The sequence below is a fragment of the Leeuwenhoekiella sp. A2 genome (assembly GCF_047946655.1).
Taxonomy (GTDB): Bacteria; Bacteroidota; Bacteroidia; order Flavobacteriales; family Flavobacteriaceae; genus Leeuwenhoekiella.
This window is the reverse complement of the sequence record NZ_CP172311.1, coordinates 2980009-2997953: the sequence shown is the minus strand read 5'-3', so window position 1 is coordinate 2997953 and position 17945 is coordinate 2980009. Positions and strand designations below refer to the sequence as shown.

The following is a 17945-nucleotide window of genomic DNA, read 5'->3' as shown; positions in this document are numbered from 1 at the left end:
ATTCGCAATTTTTAATATATTTTAATTAAAAGCACGTTTGTTAATATTTTTAAATTTAACTTTATCAAACCTCTATAACTATTTTATATTCAATATCATACATTAACTAAAATTCTTAAAGATAATGTAATTAATAAAAAATAGTTTCACTTATTCCCTCTTAAAATTTATCTATTAATCTCGACTTTCTATATAATTATTTATCATAACTGATTGATTATAGTAAAGGGAGATTGTAAGTTAATATGAATCACAAGTCTTCTCGAAAAATTCTGAATTATTTTGCTAAACATTAATGTATGTTCACAAAAATATTAATAGCCGAGGATCATGGGACCACGGTTAGAGGCCTTCAGGTAATACTTCCGCAATCTCTCGGTATACACGAAATTTTTATAACAAATTATTGTGATGTAGCATTACTAAAGATAAAAACTGCACATTTAAAAAATGAACCTTTTGAACTTCTAATTTCAAATTTATCATTTACTACAAATGGAAACATACAGAATTTACAATCAGGAATTCAACTAATTGAAGCAATACGTAATCTTAATATAAATACCAAAATTATAGTGCTTTCAAGTGAAACTAAGATTGGCATTATTAAAGAGCTTTATGAAAGGCAATTAATAGATGGATTTGTTGTAAAAGGTCCTAATGAAATCAATGACCTTTTGAAGGCAATAAAAATTGTTTATACCGGAAAAATATACACATCTAATACTATAAGTATGAAACTCTTTCAATTTGCTGATCTTATAGAGATTAGCAAATATGATAAGCTGCTAATAAAACTATGTGCTGAGGGTTATACAAATTTGGAAATTGCAGAATATCTCAAGAAGAACCAAATAACACCAAATGCACTCAGAACAATCGAGTTACATTTTAACTCGTTAAAAATAATTCTTCAGGTTAGAACAACTGTTCAATTAATTTCTAAAGCTAAAGATCTGGGTATAATTTAGAATGAATTTATTACAATTAAAAATTTCCTTATTGCGGTAAACCGCAATTATTTATTAAAATCTCATGTTATCTTGATATCATAAACCACTAAAAACCAACTTATCATGAAAAAAATTACTTTCCTTTTAATTTTAAATTTTGGGCTTTTACATTTAGGCTTAGCTCAAAAGCTGATTACCGTAGATAACTCTTTAGAGAGTAACGCGCAGTACAAAAATTTACAGCAGGCTCTTGACGATGCAAGTGCGAATGATACTATTTATGTACATCCCTCTGTCACTAACTATGGTGATATTTACTTAACAAAGCCTGTAACCCTTCTAGGTTATTCTCATAGCGATCCTGCGATAAGAACGATGGTTGAAAAAGTCTTTCTACAAGATGGTGCCTCTAATGTTAATATCAATGGTTTCAGAGTCTCTATTTCTTTGGGTACCCCTGCAAATAATACAAGTGCAATATCTGATTTAACTATACAGAATTGTAGGATAGTCTCTTTGCTTTATTTTGATGGGGCTGGTGTTAATAATTTATTGTTACAAGGGAACGTTATAGAAATTTTTGGATCAAAAACTGCAAATTATAATAATTTTAGCGATGCAATAATTATGAACAATGTTTTTACAGGCCCAGTTTATGTTACAAACCATCAGTCAACAATCTTGAAAAATAACATGCATATTGGTGGCAGTGGTTTAACTAATATGGATAGTGCAAACGGTGAACTTGATGTTCAAAACTCCATGTTTATTACAAAAACTGATGCATGGTATGGTCTTAATTACAATAATACAAAAGTTGTTTTTACAAATTGTTTAAGTTATAACAGTAGTAGCAGCCTCCCTGTTCTTAATGGTGAAAACAATAAAAATAATATTAATCCTGAATTTATAAATGGTTCTACAGCTTGGGATCCTAAACTAGACTATCATTTAAAATCAATCTCTCCTGCCAAAGGCACTGGTATAAATGGTGAAGATATGGGTATTTTCAACGAAGGTGATTTTACCTTTAATAATTATGGTTATGCTAATGGTATACCTACAGTAAATATAACTAGTTTGACTCCCGTTGTCGCCAGTGATGGCCAACTTGAAGTAAATATTACTACTACTTCATACTAGAGCAATGAGAAAGATATTTATAATAATCAGTTTGCTCGGTTTTTTTGGTGCAAGAGCACAGGGTATTAAGGAAGCAGAATATTTTTTTGATATAGATCCCGGTGTACAACAAGGAAACTCTATTTCTTTAAGTGATAATAATGGGGGCTTGAGTGAAAAGCTTAACATTCCCACCACTTCTTTAACTCCAGGTTTTCATGCAGTTTATATAAGAACAAGGGATCAGGAAAATCAATGGGGTCTCTACGATAGAGCTTCATTTTATAAGACTTCTTTTGTGAGTGCCAGTACTATAACAAAGGGTGAATACTACTTTGATGAAAATGATCCAGGTGTAGGCAATGCAAGTGAATTATCAATTAATACAAACTCTGGTAATCTTTCACAAAGCTTTACCATTCCTTTAGGCAATCTTAATAACGGCTTTCATGTTTTAAATATTCGTACTCAAGATAATAACAATAAATGGAGTCTTTATGATCGTACAACATTCTATATCAAAAAAATTGTTGAAAATCCTGAATTAGAAGCAGTGGAGTATTTTGTAGATAGCGATCCTGGGATTGGAATGGGTCTGTCTGCGAATTTTACAGAGACAAATAATGGTCAAATGTTTGATGCACCCATCGCTTCTTTAAACCTAGCAAATGGTGAACATATTTTCTATGTTAGAATAAGGGATTCAAGTGGTAATTGGTCAATCTACGATTCTCAAGCTTTTACAGTAGATGAAGTAATGGGAATAGCAGATAATATTCGCAAAATACTGTCAGTATATCCAAACCCTTTTCAAGACAAAATTAATTTTAGTTCTGAAGGTGTTGATATTGTAAGAATTGAGATTTATGATACTTTAGGAAAGACAGTGTGTTCAGATTTAAATACTAAAGGCGCTCTTGATTTGTCTTATCTACCATCAGGAATTTATATTATGCATGTTCAAACTAATAAAGGGAATGCTTCTTATAAAATACATAAAAGGTAAATCTCTCATTATAATAGGTTGCTAATAAAAAAGGTTTTCATTAAAAAACCCGATAGATATTACTATTATCGGGTTTTTCTATTCCAAAATTCATGTATGTTACTGCCATCCACCCCCAAGATCTCGATAAACCGAAACCCTTGCAAGAAGTTGTTCTTTTTTTGTTTCAACAAGTTCCATCTTCGATTCTAGAGCATCACGTTGAGTCAATAAAACTTCCATATAATCTGCCCGGGCAGAACGAAAGAGTTTATTAGTAATTTCTATTGATTCAGTCAACGCTCTTACCTGACCTACTTTTAATTCATAGCTTTTTTTCAGGTTGTCAATATTTGAAAGCTGATTTACCACCTCGATATATGCGTTTAAAATGGTTTTCTCATAGTCGTATACCGCCTGTAGTTGTCTGGCATTAGCATTACTAAATTCAGCTCTTATCGCGTTTCGGTTTATAACCGGTGCAACCAGATTTCCAGCCACAGAATACAATAAAGATTCTGGTGTGGTGGTTAAATATTTGGTTTTAAAAGCTTCTAATCCCATACCCGCTTCTATTGACAAAGAAGGAAAGAAATTTGCTTTAGCCACTTTAACGTCCAGTTTCGCGGCAGCTAACTCATATTCTGCCTGCTTTATATCGGGACGATTCTGTAGCAATTGAGCTGGAACCCCTGAATAAATAGTATCAATTTTCTGTTCAATAAATTCTTCAGAATTGCGCTCGACATGCTGTGGAGTTCTACCAATTAAAAAGTTGATTCTATTCTCTGTTTCAGTGATTTCCTGCTTCACGGCGTACATTTCGCTTTGATTTTTTAAAACCTCAGCCTCTAACCTTCTTACACCAAGTTCTGTAGCACGAGCTGCTTGCTTTTGTAATTTAACGGTCTTTACTGCATTATTCTGAAGCCCTAAATTCTGCTGAATTATAGCTAATTTATTATCAAGCGCCAGAAGTTCGTAATAAGCTTCAGCTACTTCAGAAATCAAATTGGTTATCATGAAATTCTTCCCTTCTACAGAAGATAAATACTCCATAACGGCTGTTTTTTTTGAATTGCGCAGTTTCTTCCACACATCTACTTCCCACGAGGCAAAAGCTTCTACTCTGATATTATTCAAAGGTTCGGGAAATTCTTCACCTGGTTTTATATTTGTAGTAGCGTCATTTGCTCCCTGGCTTGTATAGCGCCCTACTTTTTCGACTTCGGCTCCAGCCCGAATACCAATTGTTGGTAAATATTCGCCTGTTCTGGCCTTTATCTCATTATTAGCCATAGCTACCCGCTGTAACGTAATGTTTAACTCCTGATTATTTACAAGAGCTGTGTCTATTAACGTCTGCAAATTGTGATCTGCAAAGAAATCCTGCCAGCGCATACGCGCCACGTTTACAGAATCTCGTTCTACAAAATCATTATATGTTTCTGGCAATGAGGTGGTTTCTTCTCTTACCATTTGTTTAGGCACACAGCTGTGTAAAATCAACGCTGAAAGCACAAAAACCGACCATCTCATATAATTGCTTATTTTATATTTATGCTGCTTACTCATCGTCTTTTCTTTTCATTAGTTTTTTCAACTGTTTATTCATTTTTCGCAACCTGAGACTGATTTTACTCTCTCCTTCACTGGTTCTCATGAATTCTTCAGATATAGGTTCATCATGTTCATCTTTAATCAGACTGCGTCCTTCAGACATTTTACCAAAAATGTAATAAAGTCCGGGTATTACAATTACACCGAAAAGCGTACCTATAAGCATGCCTCCCAGCGACGAACCACCTATTGTTCTATTACCTATAGCACCTGCACCTGTTGCAATGACTAAGGGAATCAATCCTGCTATAAAAGCGAAAGAAGTCATTAGAATTGGTCTGAAACGCATTTTAGCACCTTCTATAGCTGCTTCTAATACAGTCGCGCCCTGCCGGTGTTTCTGCACCGCGAATTCTACAATTAATACCGCGTTCTTACCCAGAAGACCTACCAGCATAATTACACCTATCTGCGCATAAACGTCATTAGAAAGACCCATTATCTTTAATAAGAAGAATGATCCAAAAACTCCAACGGGTAGAGAAAGTAAAACCGCAAATGGAAGCAGAAAACTTTCATATTGCGCAGCAAGTACGAAGTACACGAATACTAATACGATAACGAAAACATACAAGGCATCATTACCGCGGTTTGCCTCGTCATATGAAAGTCCTTCCCAGGCGATATCATAACCTCGGGGAAGCTTTTCTTTAGCTACCTCCCGTATTGCATTTATCGCATCACCGGTTGTATAGCCAGCTGCCGGAAGTCCGCGAATGGCTGCAGAATTGTACAGATTATAACGCGTAATCTCATTAGGCCCTAATTTCTTTTCCATTTTCATGAAAGCAGAATATGGCACCATCTCCCCGTCTTCATTCTTTACATATAATTTCTCAATATCTGAAGGAAGTGCTCTATGTTCAGGAGACGCCTGAGTATATACTTTGAAGAAACGACCAAATTTGATAAATCCCTGCTCGTAAGTACTCCCTATAAGAATGTTGAGATTTTCCATGGCTTTACCTATGGAAACTCCTTTTTGCATTGCTGCCTTGTTGTCTATACTCAACTCGTACTGCGGATAGTTTGCAGCGAAAAAGGTGAAGAGTCCGGTCAATTCCTTTCGTTTACCTAATTCCTCAAGAAACTCGTTATTTATGCGCTCAAACTCATGATAATCTGTGGAGTTTGTTTTATCTAGTAAACGCATAGAGAAACCTGCAGATGAACCAAATCCTGGTACAGCTGGCGGCTCAAAATATTCGATAACCGCTCCCAGATCTTTTGTCTCTTCTTCCAGCTCTTCCATGATTTCGTGCACGGTGTGTTTCCGTTCAGACCAGGGTTTAAGGTTTATTAGACAAGTACCCGCATTTGAGCCGCGTCCTTCTGTCATGATCTCATATCCCGCAAGCGATGAAACCGATTCTACGCCTTCTATCTCCTCACTGATCTTCTGTAATTTTTTAGCTACCTCATTAGTACGTTCAAGCGTTGCCCCGGGAGGAGTTTGAATAATCGCATAGATCATCCCTTGGTCTTCACTTGGTATAAATCCTGCAGGTAAAACTTTGTTTGTTATAAAAATACCGGCACAGAAAGCGATTAAAATTCCAAAAGTAATCACCCTTCTGTTAACTATATAGTTCAGCAAACCAACATATCTGCCTGTAAGTCTTTCAAAACCTCTATTAAACCAGTCTATAAATCTGTTTATAGGTGTTTTCTTTCTGGGTTTGCCATGTGTATTTTTGAGTAACATAGCGCATAAAACAGGAGTAAGCGTAAGTGCTACCACAGCAGAAATAACTATAGATCCTGCCATTGTTATGGAAAACTGCCTGTAGAAAACACCTACAGGTCCAGACATAAACGAAATAGGTATAAATACCGAAACCATAACCAAAGTGATAGCTACAATTGCACCACCTATTTCTCCCAATACTGCAGATGACGCTTTATAAGGTGTAAGGTTCTCTTCTTCCATCTTAACATGCACTGCTTCTACCACTACAATGGCGTTATCTACCACAATACCTATGGCAAGTACCAGTGCAAAGAGTGTTATCAAATTTATTGATAGACCAAACATTTGCATGACAAAGAATGCGCCGATTAATGAAACAGGAACCGCTATAATAGGTATAAGTGTAGAGCGCCAATCGCCCAGAAACAAAAATACCACGATGGCCACCAGTATGAAAGCATCACGCAAAGTATGCAGCACCTGCTCAATTGAGGCATCTAAGAAGTTAGACACATCATAGCTAATCTTATAATCCACCCCCGGCGGTAGATCTGCCTTGAGCTCCTTAAGTTTGTCTTTGACATCTTTGATTACATCACTACCGTTACTACCAAAAGTTTGCTTAAGCACAATTGATGCCGACGGTTTTCCGTCAAGATTAGAATAAATGTCAAAGAATTCGCTACCCAATTCAACATTGGCAACATCGCCCAACTTGATGATCTCTCCTTCTTTATTTGCCCTTAATATAATATCCTTATATTCTTCTGGCTCGCTATACCTGTCGCGATAGGTTAGTACATATTCCAGAGATTGAGCGGTTTTGCCAGAGCTTCTTCCTACTCTTCCCGGTCTTGCAAGAATACTTTGCTCTTCCATAGCCTCCATTACTTCTTCCGCAGAAATATTGTAGGCTCTCATTCTATCCGGTTTTAACCAGATACGCATGGCAAATTTTCTACTTCCCAAAATCTGTGCACTCGCAATACCATTAATTCGCTGAATTTCAGGAACTATACGCGTATAGGCATAATTGTAAAGGAACTTTTCATCATTATCTTTATTCTTGCTGAACAGGTTGACATACATCAACATACTAGGCTGCACCGGCGTAATTGTAACACCTTCACGTTGCACAAGTTCGGGTAATAACGGCATAACCTGATCTACACGTGTTTTTACCCGTACCACCGCATCATTAGGATCTGTACCTGGTTCAAAAATTACACGTAACGTTCCCTCACCGGCACTGGTAGCATCAGAAGCGATATATCTCATGCCCTGTACGCCGTTAATTGATGTTTCCAGAGGGATTAAAGTTGATTTAACCAGCACGTCTGCACTAGAACCCGGGTATGCGATAAATACGTTTACCGTGGTAGGTGCGATCTGTGGAAATTGGGAGATTGGCAATTGCTTGATTGCCAAAAAGCCAATAAAAACTATTATAACCGAAATGACGATAGCCAATACCGGTCTATGAATAAACTTTTTAAACATGTTGTCGAAAAATTAGAGGTTTGCTATTCTGCGTACATATCGAGATTAGCCAGTACGGTATCGGGTTTTACGAGATCATAATTCACCTTGTCACCCTCTTTTACCATTCGTATACCTTCAAGTATGATTTTGTCTTTTGGCGTGAGACCTTTTTCTAACACAAATAAATGCGGCAACTGGCCGCCTACTGTGATTTCTTTTTGTCTTACAATGTTATCATCGTCAATAACAAATACATATTTCTTATCAAGTACTTCAAAAGTTGCTTTTTGCGGAATTAGCAAAGCATGATCCAGCGGAATCGTCATTAAAATACTACCTGTCTCACCATGGCGCAAAATCCCGTCAGGATTAGGAAAAGTAGCTCTAAAGGCAATATTTCCGGTCTCGTTATTAAATTCACCTTCTATGGTTTCCACAAATCCTTCCTGGTTAAATTGCTTTCCGTTTGCCAGTTGGAGATTAACTTTTTGCTTTTCAGTTCTATCTGCATTCATGATATAATCCAGATATTCAGATTCAGGCACATTAAAATATACCCACATCTTACTATTATCAGACAAGGTGGTCATTAATTCGCCTTCATCAAGCAAACTTCCTTCTCGCACATGCAGATGATCTACAATCCCATCAAATGGTGCTTTTACATTTGTAAAACCTAAATGTGTCTGTGCCAAAAGAACTTCAGCTTTTGCCTTAGCGTTTTTTGCTTTCGCAAGAGCGAGTTCATTAGGAGAGACAACATCACTGTCAGCTAACAATTTTGTATTTTGATACTCTATCTCTGTGGCTTCGCTTTCGGCCTGTGCTTTTTGTAATTCAGCCTCGTAGATATTAGGCATGATCTGGAATAATTGCTGACCTTTCTTTACATGCTCACCCTCATCTACAGATATTTTTTGCAAATAACCCTTCTCTAGAGCACGAAGTTCAATATGCCTAATTGAATGAATCTGACTTACATAGTCTTTTACAATAGAAGTATCCTTATAAACAGGATTTGTGACCTGAAACGAGCGGTCTTCATGTACTTCCACCTTGTGAGAATTACAGCCTATCGCACATAGCGCAGCCCACAGACCAATGAAAATTGGTATTCTTTTCATAATTAAATGAATTTTTGAAATGTTTAATGATTTGAGAAACGCGTCACGCGAAAACATGACGATATACCTGAAAGATTAGATTTACTAACAGGTTTTAGTGGAGAGTCCGGTTAGGATAACGGACGAATTATTCTAAATACGAAAGACCTGAAACCGGATATATTGTTTCGGGTATTGAAGTTCAGGAATAAAAGATCTGCCAGAAACGGTATTGCTTTTCTTTTGGAAAAGATTGTTGTAATACCAGATATAAAATGCAGGGTAAAAATCTGAAGTGAATAGATCTTCATGATCATTGCCCCGATTATCGACTAGTTCCTCACTATCAGTTTCGGTAACTATAAATTTTGATAAAAAAGGAGAATCTGAAGATGACGAAGGAAGAAAACGGGAATCTGGAGAATTCTGAGCTGCTAATTCAATACATTCAGAATTAGCATAAAAAGAAGAAACCCGTGAAGTAGAGTTGCCATAAACATTAACAAAACCACTAAAAAGGGTTAAAATAAAAAGTACAAAGTATGTTCTAAATGCCTTCTTCATTCTGAAACAAATGTATTTAGTCTCTTGAATTTTATCAAGCTTTACGCTGATAAATTGGCAATTTTACCCGATTTTATGACTTAAAAGCCATAATTTATTTGTGTACAGCCAGTTAGATTTAGGTGATTTTTTGAAGGACTAAGTGATTCTAAGAATCAAAATTCAGGAAAATCGTTATAGTAAGATTTAAAATCAGATAGATATTTAGTAAATGTCTTATAAACAGAAAATCCTGCCGCAAAGACGACAGGATTTTTTTCTTTTGTTATCTGATTAAGATCTGCTAATAAATATTATCGACTATTACCAAAATAATTATCGGAAGCTAAAATAATTTCAGCTTCAGACAAAGGAGAATATTAAATTGAACCAAATTATTAATATTTAAAATTTACTTCTTACACGCTGCCAAAAGGATGGAGCAGATTCACCATATACGTAGCCGTATTTATTGCCATAGCCAAAGTTGGCTGCCTGCACATCGTTCAGTACAAAACTCACATCATGCAACTTTTTGCTCTCTTTAGCATCAATAGCAAAATCAAGTAACTTTTTCTCTGTGTAACCGGCCCTCACCACATACAGGGTTAGATCTGCATATTTATTGATGAGAAAAGTATCAGCAACAAGCATAGAGGGAGCCGTATCTACAATAATGTAATCATAAAGACTTTCAAGTTCTTTAAATAATTCACCCAGTTTATCTCTTCTTAAAAGCTCAGCCGGGTTAGGAGGTATACTTCCAGATGGTAGAATCTGTAGATTAGGATGCAATGTAGAAGGTTCAATAATATCTTTAAGTAGTATATCATTATTAACTAAATAATCACTTACCCCCAGACGATGTTTAGCATCAAGCTCATAACGCTGTAGTTGAGGATTCCTCAAATCCGCACCCATAATAAGGACTTTTTTACCAGTATTGGCCAACGTAATGGCAAGGTTTACAGCTGTAAATGTCTTACCCTCCCCTTTTACAGTTGAAGTTACAAAGAGACAAAAAGCATTCTTTTCATTTTCTTTATCAATTAAAAGGTATTGCAGGTTTGTTATCAGGATCCTGAATGCCTCAGAAAGTACAGAACGGTCATTTTCTTTAACAAGATCACTATCCCGTTTAGGAATTTGAGGTAGCTCTCCTACTATAGGTATCGCTTTGCTTGCTTTTTCTATATCCTCTCTTCTTTGAACCTTGTTATTTAAAAGGTTTTGCATATATAATACCAGAAATGGCAGAACCAAACCAGCTACTAAAGCCCCTCCCATTACTACTGTAGTTTTGGGAGAAACAGGGTTTTTAGCACTAAATGCACTATCTACAATTTTAGCCTTGGGAGCAGTAACAGCAAGTGTCAATGACGTTTCTTCACGTTTTTGTAGTAAAAAAAGGTATAAAGCTTCCTTGATATTTTGTTGTCGTTCTATACCTCTATATTGTCTTTCTTTAGCAGGCACATCTGCGATTTGAGAGCCTATTAAACCCACGTGTTGATTAAGATCCCGTTGAGCAATTTGCAAATTTGAACGCATTCTTTGTAAGCTAGCCGCCACACTCGCCCTCATCTGGTCTATCTGGCTTGATAAACGTTTAACAACAGGGTTTAATTCTGTAGAACCACTTAAGATACGGTTGTGCTCGAGCACCAGGTTATTGTATTCTGTGATCTGCTGGTTTACCCCTGTTTCTTCAATACCTAAATTTGCCGGTAAAAGATCTGAAGCAGAACTGTTTTGGATATAATCTATCATTGAATTAGCTAACTCGAGCTGGGTATCAATCTCCTGCTTCCTTTTTCTATAATCACTGGCATTGGTAATAAAAAGTTCAGATTCTGCCTCAATATTAGTTAAACGGTTCTCTTCTTTAAACTCTTCTTTCCCTACTTCTACAGAATCTAATTCCTGATTAATGATATTTAACCTGTCGTCAATAAATAAAGCAGTGTTACTAGCAACGAGGTTTTTATCCTCAATTGCCTCCTTATTATATTCAAAGATCAATTGATCAAGAATATCCTGTGCTTTAGTTTTAACGGGATCTATCAATGAAAGTTCAATGAGGGTAGCCTTATCTTCTATTAATGTTACATTTAACGCGTCACGATACTTATCTACTACAGATTGGACAGGTATGAATTTGATTAAAAAATCATCTCCTACTTCTGCTTCAGAATCTTTCAGCAAATTGGCAGTATTGCTAAAAATAACTTCAGCAAAACCCAAATCAGTTATTTTACCGTCATAGGCAATATTACTTGTTCCATTTTCAAATTGTTCCAGTTCAAAATTACTTCCATTAATATGCACTTTGAAACTATTGGCCCCTTCTCGCAGTACATTATCAAACTCTACCCTACTTATTGAAATAACTTCAACTTTAAAAGGTGCCGCTTTATATATTTCTGACTTGCGGAATGTTTCATCTTCATAGTATTGAACGTCAATACCCAAAGCATTCACCACATTGGTCATCATTCTGCGGGAGCGCAATATACCCAATTCATTTTCTATGCTATTTGTACCCAGCCCGTCCATTAATCCTAGGTTTGAAAAACTGGTCAAATCTGCACTTGATGATTTATTTTCATCATCTTTAATAATAATAGTTGCGGTAGTACTAAAAGAAGGTGTGGCAAGCTTTAAATAAATAAATGCGAGGCTTGAAAATACAATAGCAGTTATAACAAACCAAGGCCAGTATCTAAAATACTTCTCAAGTTCTTCTCTAATATTCATTTCATCTTCTTGAAAATAAGAAGGTATGTATTTATTTTCCTCCATACTATCTGGCTATTAAAACTATTACTGAAACTAAGAGAGAAGCTATGGAAATGTATATGCCAGAATTTCGGTTGTAGCTAGATGCCTGGCGTTGTGCATCGTTTGGTTCTACATAAACCACATCATTCTGCTTTAGATAATAAAAAGGGGAGTTTATTATATCTGCATCAGTTAAATTTAAATAGGCATGTTTGTTTTTACCATTTTCCTCACGCATAACCAATACATTATCTCTTCGTCCATAAATACTCATATCTCCTGCCATACCCAAGGCCTGAGGAAGACTTAGGTACTCATCATTAATATCAAACGTTCCAGGACGTGTAACCTCTCCCAATACACTAATTTGAAAATTTACTATTCTCACGGTGACAATGGGATCCTGCACATATTTCGAGATTTTTTCTTTTAACAACCCCGATAATTCTCCCCGAGTCATCCCCTCAACGTCAAGTGTTCCTAAAACAGGAAATATAATGGCACCATTATCATCAACTAAATAAGTTTGCAACCTGGGTTGTCCTGAAACACTGGTGGGGTCGAGAACATTTCCCGAACCAGCCAAAGGGAGGTTAAAAGGTATTGCAGCTTCTTGTTCTGGGGCCGATACACTTATTGTCAACTGATCTTTAGGTTTTATAGTTAAACTTTTCCTATTGTTAGTACTTAATTGTTCCGCCCGTTCCAGCCCCTGAAAATAAACTATTTCCTGACGTGGAACACAGGAAGTAACTGACACTACTACAATCAAGACTATAAAAATTAAAGATTTATTCAAGTAAAATTTATTCATATACTAATTGTTACTTATAAATAAAATATTTAAAAATGATAGGATGCCTTTATTGACATTCCCAGAGAGTCTTCATATAAACCTCCTCGATCTATTGCCCCAACCACACCCAGATTAAATTGATCTGCAAAATTTTTATTGGCTTCTATATATCCTGAAAACTGATTTTCTTTTCCAAATTGACCATAAGGTTTAGTGCGCTTATTACCTATTGAATGTCCCGTACTAGAGCCATAGGTACCGTAATTCTGTGTATAAGTAAGTTTAGAAAGAATGTTCCAATCATTCATAGTTCCTTCAAATCCCAAATGAAAAGCTACAATACGATTATTTAAAAAATAATCATTTGATGCTGAAACAAGATTATCTCTTGCGGCAGGAGTTGTTGTTAAAAGAGGATTTCCTAAAGCTAAGTAATTATAAGACCATCCTCGGGTATAGACATAGCTATTATAATAATTCTCATCTCCTGAAGGTGTGATTTTATTATTGAGTTCTCCTCCCTGGCTCTTAGTATATAAAAATTCAAAAAGAATCTTATTCCATTTAAAATTTCTCTGAGATTTATTCTTGTTTGTAAAACTAATACCATTTAAACCATCAGCAATATTAGACAGATGATATAATCCCCCAATGTCATAAAATTGCTGTCTATATGCTAATAAAGAAACAGAATTAAAGTCATACTGCAAACCCAGATCTATTGAACCCAGATGATTCCCTGTCTTAGATGAATTATAAACTTTTCCTGATATCGTGTACCAATACTCTTGCCAATTAGAGAGTCGAAAGCTTGGTTCATAGTTGATTGTATTCCCCCAAAAAGCATTATGGTTAAAACCGCCATACAAATGCAATTTCCATCCCGGTTTACCAAACCTTCCGTATAGGGATTTTTGATGAAAATAGGTTTTGGTAGGCTCATGATTACCATATTGCACGGGAATAGTACCTAACCAGCCATGAGCAAAGTTTCCTTTAAAAGCAAAGAGACCATCCCAAAACGGCAGCGCATAAAATTCTGGAACAGAAATTTCTATTTTAGGTATTCCTAAAGCGTTTCCGGAAACTGAAAATGCGCCTGAAGATAGGGTTGTATCAACCAAACCCACAACATCCTTGCTTCTCCCTGCTTTCAACTCAAACATGGCTAACCTTGCTTTGGCATAGGCCTCTATAAGTATTCCTTCAGTCTTCTCTCCTACATTTACCCTACCCTCAAAACCTGCACCCCAATCAAATAATTGAGATTCCCTACCATCATAACTTCCGCTTTCTTCATATTCTTTATAAGCAGAACCAATCACACTGGTAGAAAAACCGGAAAGAGGGATGCTTCCATATTGATTTGCCCACATCCAGAATGGTACCTGATCTTTTGATGTAATTATTACCTGGCTCTCAACTGTAGCATTTATATTTTCTACCTGAGCATATCCATTTTGAACAAAAAGGATAATCAATAAAAACAAAGGAGTTTTATTCATACGGTCTATTTTAGTGTGCAAAAACCTAACTGCACACAAATATTCTGGCAAAATAGGTATTTATTTCTTTCTAATGTAATACAATAATTTCTATCCTTTTTATTGAGAATTTTTTTCAGACTTAGATCCTCCTTTTTTAAGCGCCAACTCTTTGAAAAAAAGATATAAATACATAGAATTTGTAATGGCATAACGCTTAAATAAGCGTTTTGGTTCTTGTATAAATCTATAAAACCATTCTAGTGATCCCGCCTGCATCCAGTGTGGTGCTCTTTTTTGCATACCTATCATAACAGGAAGTGCTCCACCTACCCCTATCATACAAGCATTTATTTTGCCATGCATAGCCGCCATCCACTTCTCCTGTTTGGGACAACCAAGAATCACAAATACAAATCGTGCATTACTATTGTTAATCTTTGCTATAATTTTGTTCTTCTCATCCTCATTTAATGGTCTAAAGGGTGGACTATGCATACCTGCTATTTTTAAAGCAGGATATCTTTTTTCGCAAAATACCTTTGTATCATCCAACATATTTTGCGTACCACCATAAAAAAATACTGGCATACTAGTCTCTTCTGATGCTTTAAGGAGATCTGGTAATAAATCCATTCCCGCTACCCTGTCTTGTTTAGCACCGTATAGTAAACTTAAAGACCAGGTTAAAGGCATCCCATCTGGGGTAACCATGTAGGCATTATTTATAATATCATTATAAGCCTGATCTTTTTGGGCTTCAATCAACATATGTACATTGGCCACGCAAACATAAGTTGATGTACCTGATGCTGCTATATTTAGCAAATCCTTTATAAAAGTTGAATATTTACCTGTAGAGATATCAATATTAATCAACCGCTTTTTTTCATTGACCATAGTTAGTATATTATGGATTATTTAAAAAAGACAAAGTACTTATTACTAATAATAAGAGACACTCTTCATCCTAAATTAATACTGAATATTTATTTATGGTAAGGTATTAATTCAATGATTGACAGATTCATAAATATTATTTAATTGTACGATATTTTTTTGGGGAGTAAACTTATTCTCGTATTCCAAATAGGCATTCTTTTGCATCTTCCCTTTCATACTATTTGGTTGTGTAGCCCAGTATGTAATAGCTTTAAAAAGACTTGCTTCATCTTGATAATTAAACAACAAACCATTGTATTCATGTTTAACCATTGAAGACATAGCCCCAAGATCACTTGCAATTACAGGTGTACCGGTAGATAAAGCTTCAATAATTGTCATAGGCATGCCCTCATACCATTGTGAAGGAAATACAAGAGCTGTACATTGTTTTAGTTCTTTCATGATCTCAATCTTTGATAGACTGCCCAAGTAGGTAATATTACTCTTTTCATCTTCAATTTTTAAAACATGATCTTTTAAAGGACCATCACCAGCTATGCGCAATTTAAATTTTGAATTTCTAAAAACTTCAAGTAAAGTTACAATCCCTTTCTCCTTAGAAAGCCTACCAATAAATAAAAAATGGTCTAATCTATTTTCAATCTCTAATTCTCCTATTTTCTCAACAAAATTGGATTTAATAATAAATTTGTTAGAATCTAGATTTAATTTTGATTTTGTGTATAAATTTCTTGCAAATTGAGTGAGAACAATATATTTATCTACTTTATTCCAGGTTCTTATCTTATTATGAAACCAATTAGTAAAAGCTAACCAAAAAGTTAGAAAAAATGAACCTCTATACGCCTTATTTCGTATAGCATACCAAGGGAAAGCGTTCAAACTATTAATAGCTATCTCACCATTTATTAAAAAAGTTGCAGAAGGACATATCATTCTATAGTTGTGCAGGGTAACCACTACGGGGATTCGCCTTTTAGATATTGTCCTAAAAACTAAAGGTCCTGTGGCAAAATGCCAATTGTGAATATGAACAACCTGCGGTTTAAACTGTTCTAATTTTTCTGCTACCTTTTTTGCTGCTTGTATATTCCATATAGAACCTAAAAATTGCAGTGCTCCTTTGATACCTGATTGGTTATAAAAACATAAAACCTCAACATCATTTTTTCTGGCCAAGAGTTTTGCCTCCTGCTCAAAAACAGCATCTTCACCGCCTCGCAAGGTATAATATGAGTGAATAAGAAGTATTTTCATAAAAGGTGACACTTAGAAATGTGTACAGTTATTATTTCTTATAGGATTAGGTATTGAGATATGTATAAAACTCAAAGCTACTGAATTTGTTGTTGCGAGTGAGACAAGCTATTCAACCTAACCTATTTTTTTATTCTTGCCATTTTGTAAGACACAATCATTGAATTAAATTTTCATGACCCACTAGTATTCCAATTTTGAAATTACTCAATATCTGGCTTAAAAGAAATTCTTCCTACCTTATTTGTGCTATAATGAAAAAAACAAGATTTAATGAAAAACCGGAGAATATCTTATTTAGTAACTTATACTTGATTCTTATTAACAAAGAATAAGGTTTTACAAATTGCTTGATGACTTTAGTGTCAAGAACAATATTATTAGAAAAAATAAAAGAGTCTGATTTGTTCGTTTGTAAAATAGTTTTAAAGCGATTAAATTTTTCATTAGTATGAGTTGCATTTAAGTCAGATAACCCGATATTTTGAATTTTAGAAGTAGTAGGATATACAGAATACAAACCATGTTTAAACTGGTGATAGCACCAGCGAATTGCCCACGAATTTATTTCACCCTGCATTTGCTTTTTCAACATGTTACTTAAATCTGACCCCATTTTATTAAAAGCCCTACGTTGTTTAGGACTATTCTTGAAATTTTCATAATCCCGCACCTCCCAATCAATCACATTCCATCTATCCTTCCAAGTCGCCCAGCCCCATGAAGAAGCACGTTGAGTAAAATATATATTTTTACTCTCTAACCCCTGAATGGGCATTGTAAATCCTGAAACAGAAAACACTTTATACTCTTCTTTGTAAAAATCTAATGCTTGATTCATAAAAGTTAAGAAATCCGGACTAGTGAGTAAGTCGTCTTCCAAAACAATGACTTGGCCTTCTATAGCAATAATCTTAGTAACTCCTTCTACTATAGAGGCTGCAAGACCTTTATTTATTTTACTTTCATATACTTTAATTCTCTTAAATCCTTTTATGGTTTGCAAATAGGTTCTAACTTGAACTACTTTTTCAATGTCGTTTTTGCGAGGTCCATCTGAAAAAATATATAAATCCGTACAATTTGCTAAGAAATTTTTTTGTAATGCCTCTATTGTTTTACGCGTCAGGCTTAAACGATTATAAACAAATAGAAGAATAGGCGAATATTTCATTTATTAAAATTTAATGTACATGATTTTCTTAAGCTGATTTTTAACTATT

General features: G+C 35.2%; 13 protein-coding genes. 3 read left to right on the top strand and 10 right to left on the bottom strand.

From position 1 onward, the window contains the following. Positions 1 to 299 precede the first annotated feature (299 nt). The 3 genes from ACH3PA_RS13185 to ACH3PA_RS13175 all read left to right on the top strand — a co-directional run bounded on the left by ACH3PA_RS13185 (position 300) and on the right by ACH3PA_RS13175 (position 3081). Positions 300 to 971 (top strand): response regulator, encoded by a 672-nt coding sequence (locus ACH3PA_RS13185; RefSeq protein WP_416448254.1) that lies wholly within the window; start codon positions 300 to 302, stop codon positions 969 to 971. 105 nt (positions 972 to 1076) lie between these two features. Then, entirely contained in the window at positions 1077 to 2096 is a 1020-nt protein-coding gene (locus tag ACH3PA_RS13180; RefSeq protein ID WP_416448253.1) for a hypothetical protein, read from the top strand. Positions 2097 to 2100: 4 nt separating this feature from the next. Next, the gene (locus ACH3PA_RS13175; protein ID WP_416448252.1) at positions 2101 to 3081 is read left to right on the top strand and encodes a T9SS type A sorting domain-containing protein; all 981 of its coding nucleotides are present in this window, start codon (positions 2101 to 2103) and stop codon (positions 3079 to 3081) included. 99 nt (positions 3082 to 3180) lie between these two features. Here the strand turns inward: ACH3PA_RS13175 and ACH3PA_RS13170 are convergent, their stop codons facing one another. The 10 genes from ACH3PA_RS13170 to ACH3PA_RS13125 form a co-directional block, all read right to left on the bottom strand. Then, positions 3181 to 4599: a TolC family protein gene (locus tag ACH3PA_RS13170; protein WP_416448251.1), complete on the bottom strand. Its 1419-nt coding sequence runs from the start codon at positions 4597 to 4599 to the stop codon at positions 3181 to 3183. Positions 4600 to 4627: 28 nt separating this feature from the next. Beyond that, positions 4628 to 7870 carry an efflux RND transporter permease subunit gene (locus ACH3PA_RS13165; RefSeq protein ID WP_416448250.1) on the bottom strand — a complete coding sequence of 1081 codons (3243 nt, stop codon included), beginning with the start codon at positions 7868 to 7870 and terminating at the stop codon, positions 4628 to 4630. A 23-nt stretch (positions 7871 to 7893) separates the two neighbouring features. Beyond that, positions 7894 to 8976 carry an efflux RND transporter periplasmic adaptor subunit gene (locus ACH3PA_RS13160; RefSeq protein WP_416448249.1) on the bottom strand — a complete coding sequence of 361 codons (1083 nt, stop codon included), beginning with the start codon at positions 8974 to 8976 and terminating at the stop codon, positions 7894 to 7896. Between the two features lie 132 nt (positions 8977 to 9108). Beyond that, positions 9109 to 9519, bottom strand: a complete 411-nt coding sequence (locus tag ACH3PA_RS13155) for a hypothetical protein (protein WP_416448248.1) — start codon at positions 9517 to 9519, stop codon at positions 9109 to 9111. Between the two features lie 384 nt (positions 9520 to 9903). Next, positions 9904 to 12300, bottom strand: a complete 2397-nt coding sequence (locus ACH3PA_RS13150; RefSeq protein WP_416448247.1) for a GumC family protein — start codon at positions 12298 to 12300, stop codon at positions 9904 to 9906. 1 nt (position 12301) lies between these two features. Then, entirely contained in the window at positions 12302 to 13051 is a 750-nt protein-coding gene (locus tag ACH3PA_RS13145; protein WP_416448246.1) for a polysaccharide biosynthesis/export family protein, read from the bottom strand. A 71-nt stretch (positions 13052 to 13122) separates the two neighbouring features. Beyond that, complete coding sequence (locus ACH3PA_RS13140; RefSeq protein ID WP_416448245.1) at positions 13123 to 14580, bottom strand: hypothetical protein; 1458 nt, start codon at positions 14578 to 14580, stop codon at positions 13123 to 13125. A 99-nt stretch (positions 14581 to 14679) separates the two neighbouring features. After that, on the bottom strand, positions 14680 to 15459 hold the full coding sequence (locus ACH3PA_RS13135) for a WecB/TagA/CpsF family glycosyltransferase (RefSeq protein WP_416448244.1): 780 nt from the start codon (positions 15457 to 15459) through the stop codon (positions 14680 to 14682). Between the two features lie 111 nt (positions 15460 to 15570). Beyond that, positions 15571 to 16722: a glycosyltransferase family 4 protein gene (locus tag ACH3PA_RS13130; protein WP_416448243.1), complete on the bottom strand. Its 1152-nt coding sequence runs from the start codon at positions 16720 to 16722 to the stop codon at positions 15571 to 15573. A 235-nt stretch (positions 16723 to 16957) separates the two neighbouring features. Beyond that, on the bottom strand, positions 16958 to 17896 hold the full coding sequence (locus ACH3PA_RS13125) for a glycosyltransferase family 2 protein (protein ID WP_416448242.1): 939 nt from the start codon (positions 17894 to 17896) through the stop codon (positions 16958 to 16960). Positions 17897 to 17945: the final 49 nt, after the last annotated feature.

What these genes read in the sequence shown, in the direction of transcription:
- ACH3PA_RS13170 (WP_416448251.1), bottom strand. Translation starts at nt 4,599, where the DNA reads ATGAGATGGTCGGTTTTTGTGCTTTCAGCGTTGATTTTACACAGCTGT.
- ACH3PA_RS13180 (WP_416448253.1), top strand. Translation starts at nt 1,077, where the DNA reads ATGAAAAAAATTACTTTCCTTTTAATTTTAAATTTTGGGCTTTTACAT.
- ACH3PA_RS13125 (WP_416448242.1), bottom strand. Translation starts at nt 17,896, where the DNA reads ATGAAATATTCGCCTATTCTTCTATTTGTTTATAATCGTTTAAGCCTG.
- ACH3PA_RS13150 (WP_416448247.1), bottom strand. Translation starts at nt 12,300, where the DNA reads ATGGAGGAAAATAAATACATACCTTCTTATTTTCAAGAAGATGAAATG.
- ACH3PA_RS13135 (WP_416448244.1), bottom strand. Translation starts at nt 15,459, where the DNA reads ATGGTCAATGAAAAAAAGCGGTTGATTAATATTGATATCTCTACAGGT.
- ACH3PA_RS13175 (WP_416448252.1), top strand. Translation starts at nt 2,101, where the DNA reads ATGAGAAAGATATTTATAATAATCAGTTTGCTCGGTTTTTTTGGTGCA.
- ACH3PA_RS13165 (WP_416448250.1), bottom strand. Translation starts at nt 7,870, where the DNA reads ATGTTTAAAAAGTTTATTCATAGACCGGTATTGGCTATCGTCATTTCG.
- ACH3PA_RS13130 (WP_416448243.1), bottom strand. Translation starts at nt 16,722, where the DNA reads ATGAAAATACTTCTTATTCACTCATATTATACCTTGCGAGGCGGTGAA.
- ACH3PA_RS13140 (WP_416448245.1), bottom strand. Translation starts at nt 14,580, where the DNA reads ATGAATAAAACTCCTTTGTTTTTATTGATTATCCTTTTTGTTCAAAAT.
- ACH3PA_RS13160 (WP_416448249.1), bottom strand. Translation starts at nt 8,976, where the DNA reads ATGAAAAGAATACCAATTTTCATTGGTCTGTGGGCTGCGCTATGTGCG.
- ACH3PA_RS13185 (WP_416448254.1), top strand. Translation starts at nt 300, where the DNA reads ATGTTCACAAAAATATTAATAGCCGAGGATCATGGGACCACGGTTAGA.
- ACH3PA_RS13155 (WP_416448248.1), bottom strand. Translation starts at nt 9,519, where the DNA reads ATGAAGAAGGCATTTAGAACATACTTTGTACTTTTTATTTTAACCCTT.